General features: G+C 60.1%; 9 protein-coding genes. 4 read left to right on the top strand and 5 right to left on the bottom strand.

Annotated features, from left to right (window positions below):
* Window positions 1-489: hypothetical protein (locus tag IFT82_RS20660; protein WP_207105860.1), on the top strand; the 489-nt coding region annotated here is incomplete at its 5' end.
* Between the two features lie 19 nt (window positions 490-508).
* Here IFT82_RS20660 and IFT82_RS20225 read toward each other — a convergent pair.
* Complete coding sequence (locus IFT82_RS20225; protein ID WP_199860616.1) at window positions 509-1,303, bottom strand: hypothetical protein; 795 nt, start codon at window positions 1,301-1,303, stop codon at window positions 509-511.
* Between the two features lie 180 nt (window positions 1,304-1,483).
* Between IFT82_RS20225 and IFT82_RS20220 the strand changes: the two genes are divergently transcribed.
* Window positions 1,484-1,882, top strand: a complete 399-nt coding sequence (locus tag IFT82_RS20220) for a VOC family protein (protein ID WP_192129933.1) — start codon at window positions 1,484-1,486, stop codon at window positions 1,880-1,882.
* Window positions 1,883-2,474: 592 nt separating this feature from the next.
* Window positions 2,475-2,711, top strand: coding sequence for a hypothetical protein (locus IFT82_RS20215; protein WP_192129932.1), 237 nt, complete (start codon window positions 2,475-2,477; stop codon window positions 2,709-2,711).
* Window position 2,712: 1 nt separating this feature from the next.
* Here the strand turns inward: IFT82_RS20215 and IFT82_RS20210 are convergent, their stop codons facing one another.
* From IFT82_RS20210 to IFT82_RS20195, 4 genes are all read right to left on the bottom strand, one after another.
* The gene (locus IFT82_RS20210; protein WP_192129931.1) at window positions 2,713-3,420 is read right to left on the bottom strand and encodes a Crp/Fnr family transcriptional regulator; all 708 of its coding nucleotides are present in this window, start codon (window positions 3,418-3,420) and stop codon (window positions 2,713-2,715) included.
* A gap of 21 nt (window positions 3,421-3,441) precedes the next feature.
* Window positions 3,442-3,765 carry a hypothetical protein gene (locus IFT82_RS20205; protein WP_192129930.1) on the bottom strand — a complete coding sequence of 108 codons (324 nt, stop codon included), beginning with the start codon at window positions 3,763-3,765 and terminating at the stop codon, window positions 3,442-3,444.
* 202 nt (window positions 3,766-3,967) lie between these two features.
* Window positions 3,968-4,435, bottom strand: coding sequence for a DUF192 domain-containing protein (locus IFT82_RS20200; protein ID WP_192129929.1), 468 nt, complete (start codon window positions 4,433-4,435; stop codon window positions 3,968-3,970).
* Window positions 4,432-4,980 (bottom strand): cold-shock protein, encoded by a 549-nt coding sequence (locus tag IFT82_RS20195; RefSeq protein WP_192129928.1) that lies wholly within the window; start codon window positions 4,978-4,980, stop codon window positions 4,432-4,434. Before IFT82_RS20195 ends, IFT82_RS20200 begins: the two co-directional genes overlap by 4 nt.
* Before the next feature lie 89 nt (window positions 4,981-5,069).
* Here IFT82_RS20195 and IFT82_RS20655 point away from each other — a divergent pair.
* The coding region (locus IFT82_RS20655; protein ID WP_207105859.1) for a hypothetical protein at window positions 5,070-5,251 on the top strand (182 nt) is incomplete at its 3' end.

The following is a 5,251-nucleotide window of genomic DNA, read 5'->3' as shown; positions in this document are numbered from 1 at the left end:
GAGTTCGCCTTTCACCTCAGGGGAACTCTCCACTTTTCCGGGGCAAGTCCACTTTCCGTCTCTGCAATGATGCGATCGATCATCAACGTGGGTGGACGCATGTTCGACCTTGTGGATCGCTCTTGTCTCCACTCCGTGGCGCCGACGCGGACGGTACATCGCCATGGTCCACGGCATGACCAGCGAACCCCGCAGACTTTGCATCGAAACCGCTGCACCCGCCGTATCTCGAGCATGAACCCTGAGCCCGACCTCTCCTCAGATACTGCAGCTTCGGTCGAAGCGGGCTCGGAAGGTCGCCACCGACGCATCCTCAATATGACGGCTGCACTCAGGGCAATGTTCGGTGATGCAGCTTTAGCTATCGCCGATGGTCAACCCGGCACCTTCGACGTCGGCGGGAGGAGCGGCATTCGGTGGCAGGACCTGGCGGACGAACTACGTGCCGCCAAGCTGCCCCGCACAGTAACCTTCACCCTGACGCCGTGACCTCGCGCCAAACGAATGATTACATGGGCGGCGTGATCCCGTCCTTGCCGATCGCGACGAACTTGGCTCCGGGCGCGCTCGCGTCAGTGACGACGAAAACCTTCTGACCTTTCGCTAGCACTGACCGCTGCGTCGGCTCGAAGCGGACCACCGGCGTGCCGGCCGGCACGAGAACTTTGGTCTTTCCGCCCTTGTAGGAGACGGTCAGCGTCGTCTCGCCGGGCTTGCCCGCACCCTCTGTCACCGTGCCGTTGGTCATGGCACTCTGTTGCTCGACGGTGCCGTTGGTCATCGCGCTTTGCTGCTCAACCGTGCCATTGGTCATGGCGCTTGATCCGCTCGTGTCGCCACCAGCCGCGGCGACAACGCCGGGAACGTCCCAGTCATAATGACCCTCGCCTGTCCCGCGCATCGATTCCGGGAAAATGACCAGTTCGACTGCGCGCACTGCGTCTCCGGTCCCTGTCGTTGCCGTGCCGATGAAATCGCCGTCCTTAAGCGTGGCCAGACTGGAACCAACCACCCACGCGAAGCCGGTCTTGGTGTCGAGCGCCACGGACACAGCACGACCATCATAGGTCTGCACCGCAAGCGCATTTGCACCAACGGATTGCACGACGCCGCGGACGCGGGTCGCGGTCGTTGCCGGACCCGCCGCCGCTGTCCCATTTGCCTCGGTCGACTTCGGGCCACTGCAACCGCCCAGGGCGATGATTGCACTGCCGAGCAGCGCCAAAGCTTTCATGGTCATCGTGTAGCATCCCTGGATCGACGCGAAGCAGGATGTCCGCGCCAAGATGCCCTGCACCGTCATGCGTCATTTGTCTCCAGGCAACGTCGAAGCATCGTCGCTATTGCTGCGCCCGCAAGACCACGTGCCTTTGCCAGCCTCCGGCGATGTCGATGACGAACGAGGCGTGACTGCGCGTCTGTCTCGGCTATGGGACACCTACAGGCGCCTTGCATCAGGCAGCCATCTGTCAGGAGAGAGACCATGCTGTTTCATACGATGGTAGGTTCAAACGATATCGAGCGTTCCAAGCGCTTCTACGACGAAGTGTTGGGCGTCCTCGGCGTGAGCGAGGCCACGCTCAATATCGCAGGCAGCGGCCATACGCGCCTGTTCTACCGCAACGAGAACGGCACCAATTTCGTCGTCACCGAGCCTATCAACGATGAGCCCGCGACCGTGGCGAACGGCAGCACCGTTGCATTTTCGTGCAATTCGCCCGAGCAAGTGAAGGAGTTCCACGACGTAGCCATCGCAAACGGCGGCACGTCCGTTGAAGCGCCACCGGGACCGCGAATGAGCCCCTCAATGGGCCCGATTCAACTAGCCTATTTCCGCGATCCCGATGGCAACAAGCTTTGCGGCATCCACTTTCCCACATGACCGACTTTGGGTCGAGCTCGCTAGTCACGTTGCCGGCGAGCTCAATCCAGACAGTCGCGGTCCCTTTCCTACTTCCAAGCTTCGGCCGCTTGTTGCTTTCGCTTAGCAAGCGCCCGGAGCCGCCGCGGAGCGGTGTTACGCTTCAAAGTATCGTTCGATCTCATCCAACCGGAGCGTGATCGCCCTGCTGGGCAAATGGATAGTTAGTCTTTGCCGTTCATCGTTCGTGAAACGAGCGGCTTTGATCAGCAAATCACGGATGGCTGCCCTACCGACGACCCTGTCGCCTCCCAGCCAGCCACTGCCAAGCGCGATCTCAGGTGCCAGGATGAGGAGGCCATAAGCGTCGGATGCCAAATGCTCGGTTATGACGATGATGCCCTTCTGCCGTGATCGCGGCTTGGCTTTAAACAGAGGATCTCGGCTTGGCGATTGGCCGGCGTTTGACCCAGTTGCGGACGTTCAGCTGTCTTCGACGGCGTCCGAGAAGCGGACGCCTGTCCATCTTGGTCAAACCGCGCTCAGCGCTGGGCGCCGCGATCAACGCTTCCTTGGTCTCCTCTTCGCCGATGCCAGCTATGCCGGGTAGAAGTTGGAGGCTGCCATCGCGCATCTTGACCACGTCGCCATCGAGATCGTCAGGCGCTCCGATGTTTGGCGCTTTATCATCCTACCCCGCCGTTGGGTGGCCGAGCGCACCATCGCCTGGCTCAACCGATGCCGTAGCCTCGCCGAGGAGTGGGTGGCTTCCATCGCCTCGCGCGAAGCATGGCTCGTCATCGCTTCCATCAGACGAATAACCCGACGTATCTTTAAACTCGAATCATGAGTCATGGTCTAAGATATCTGGCATCAAACCCGGCGATGCGGGCGATCCTGTCGCGGTCGGGAAACTGGATGCACCGGCCATGTCGCGCGATGACGCCGCTTTCGGTCAACTGCTTCATCATGCGGTTCACATGCACCCCGGTAAGACCGAGGATATCGGCCATCTGTTCCTGCGTCAGTGGGACCTGATAGCTTGCCCCATCAGCCAGACCAATGGTGTCCATCCGCGCGGCAAGTTCGCAAAGCAGATGGGCAACCCGAGCGATAGCCGACCGTCGCCCGATGTTGAGCAACCACTCGCTGCTGATGGCGGCGTCAATCAGCGTCGCCATCAGGATAGCCTTGCTAACGGCCGGGCGAGCCGCGATCAGATCACGCAAGGCATCGCGCTGAACGACAGCTGCCTCGATCGGCGTCAGCGCCTGGGCGTTGTAATCCACCCGGTCGATGAACAGGCATGCCGATGAAACGGCCTCACCGGGCATCCGGATCGATACAATCTGACGGCCGCCAGCGCTGGCAGTCTTATGCTGATGGGCATAACCCGACAGCAGGACGATGTGCTCGCATGCCTGATCACCTGCCCTGGCGAGATAGTGCCCGATCTTCACTACTCGCCTGATGAAAGGCAGCCCGGCAAGCGCCCGGCGATCATCGTCGCTCAGCTCGGCATGGCGGCCAAGCTGACGAACCATTGTGTCCAGGCTCATGGCTGGCCCCCTCCCCCGCTGTTATCGTCCCGTCTGAGGGCCTTCCTGTGCCTTGTCATCATACCGACCGGAGTGGGCGCCGATGCTCTGCTTCATGTTGTTCATCAGCCCCAGCGATTTATGCAGGGTGCGTACCGGCTCCTTCTCCTCCTCGGCGCTCTCCTCTTTCACCTGCATCGCGCTTTCGATCGCTTCGAGCGCTTGCGCCTTGGTGAGCGCGCCGTTGTCCAGCAGGCTATGGATCAGGCTTTCGATCAGCAGCAGCGCCGCCTGACCCTGGGCATCGGGTTGTGGGTCACTGTCCTTTTTGAAGGACGAGTCCGCCGTCGATGTATCGTTCGTCATGCCTCAAACCGGGTTATTTGATGTTCGAGGCATGCGATTAGCAAGCACGCTCACCTCGCTTCAAGCCCGGATAGGACATATCGACTGTCCGAATTATCGCGCCACTTCCCGAGCGTGATGGGTGTCGGCCCACTTGGGAGCGAGGCGATAATGCCGCATTCATACGTGAAGTTGTTAGGCTGGCCAGGGCTGATTGAGCATATCACGCATGCCTATTGTACTCGCCTATGGCCGACCAGCTCACCAAATCCGTTTCGCTGATGCCGAGTTCGCTGACCCGGCCAGCGCAAAGCTCCAGCACCGCCGACACCGGTTCGCCTGAGGGGATCGACGCCTTGGAGAAGGGCACAGTGTTCTCTGCAATCTGCGCGATGGTACCGTCAGCGCGGACGAACAGGATGTCGAGCGAACTCGGCGTGTCCTTCATCCAGAAGCTTGTCTCACGCGGCTCACTACCGTCTGGTGGATAGGGCGCGAACAGCATTGCTGATTCAGGGACGAGATCGGTGCGAAACATCAGCCCGCGTAGCTGTTCCGCCTCCGTGCAAGCCAGCTCTGCCTGGAAGACGTGATCGCCACCTGCTCCGGTGATCCTGACCGATACAATCCGGGAACTGCCTGCAACCTTTTCAGCGCTATCCGAAGTAAACGAGGTCACTACGTTCCTCATGACACTGGCTCCACGACAACGGCAAGCGCGCCCTTCGCGGCATCAACGATGCGCGCCAGCATCGGCTGTCCGGGCTCCACCGCCTCGAGGCCACCACGTCGCAGGGTTTCGATATGGATGAATACGTCGGCGCCATCGCGGTCGCGAATAAGAAAACCGTAACCGTTCACCCGGTTGAACCATTTCACACTGGCGGGCTCGAAAGGTCCCGCGGTGTCAATCATACTCAGCGGATCAACCTTGTTCTGACGCGGATGAGGCGGTGGCTCCTCGACCATCACTTGGGACAGATCAATCGTCATGATCTGGCACACCTGAAGACCACGGCTACCCTCGATTGCCAACGCCTCAACCCGGGCACCTTCTATCAGACTGCGCCGGCCATGACCTTTCAGCACGCTGAAATGGATAAGAACGTCGCTGAGCGACGGATCGTCCGCCACGATAAAGCCAAAACCCCGCGTCGCGTCGAACCATTTGACCCTACCAGCGATAGGTATGGACGCCGTGCCGGCGTCGCATGTCGGCTGCAACCTGTCTTCCATCGGCTACCCCTGACGGCGCCCTGCTAGCATGGTTAACCGTACTCACAAGTGCATTGATCCGAGACAATCCAGGTTTAGCTGTCAAATCCTTGATCGGTGACCAGGAGCCGCCTCTTGGCTGGCATGCCTGCGTCGCTGCAACCGATGCCAAATGGTGGATCGATCACCGTGACCTGCCGAACGTTGATTTAATGGCAAGGATAAGACAAGCTGCTTGCGCAGCTGATGCTGTGATCAATTATGGCCAAGCGTGGTATGATCACAATTCAAG

Source organism: Sphingomonas sp. CFBP 8760 (genome assembly GCF_014841615.1).
GTDB lineage: Bacteria > Pseudomonadota > Alphaproteobacteria > Sphingomonadales > Sphingomonadaceae > Sphingomonas.
This window is presented reverse-complemented; position numbering and strand designations above follow the sequence as displayed.

Coding starts and splice junctions, on each gene's coding strand:
- IFT82_RS20225 (WP_199860616.1), bottom strand. CDS start 1,303: ATGACGGTGCAGGGCATCTTGGCGCGGACATCCTGCTTCGCGTCGATC.
- IFT82_RS20220 (WP_192129933.1), top strand. CDS start 1,484: ATGCTGTTTCATACGATGGTAGGTTCAAACGATATCGAGCGTTCCAAG.
- IFT82_RS20210 (WP_192129931.1), bottom strand. CDS start 3,420: ATGAGCCTGGACACAATGGTTCGTCAGCTTGGCCGCCATGCCGAGCTG.
- IFT82_RS20205 (WP_192129930.1), bottom strand. CDS start 3,765: ATGACGAACGATACATCGACGGCGGACTCGTCCTTCAAAAAGGACAGT.
- IFT82_RS20200 (WP_192129929.1), bottom strand. CDS start 4,435: ATGAGGAACGTAGTGACCTCGTTTACTTCGGATAGCGCTGAAAAGGTT.
- IFT82_RS20195 (WP_192129928.1), bottom strand. CDS start 4,980: ATGGAAGACAGGTTGCAGCCGACATGCGACGCCGGCACGGCGTCCATA.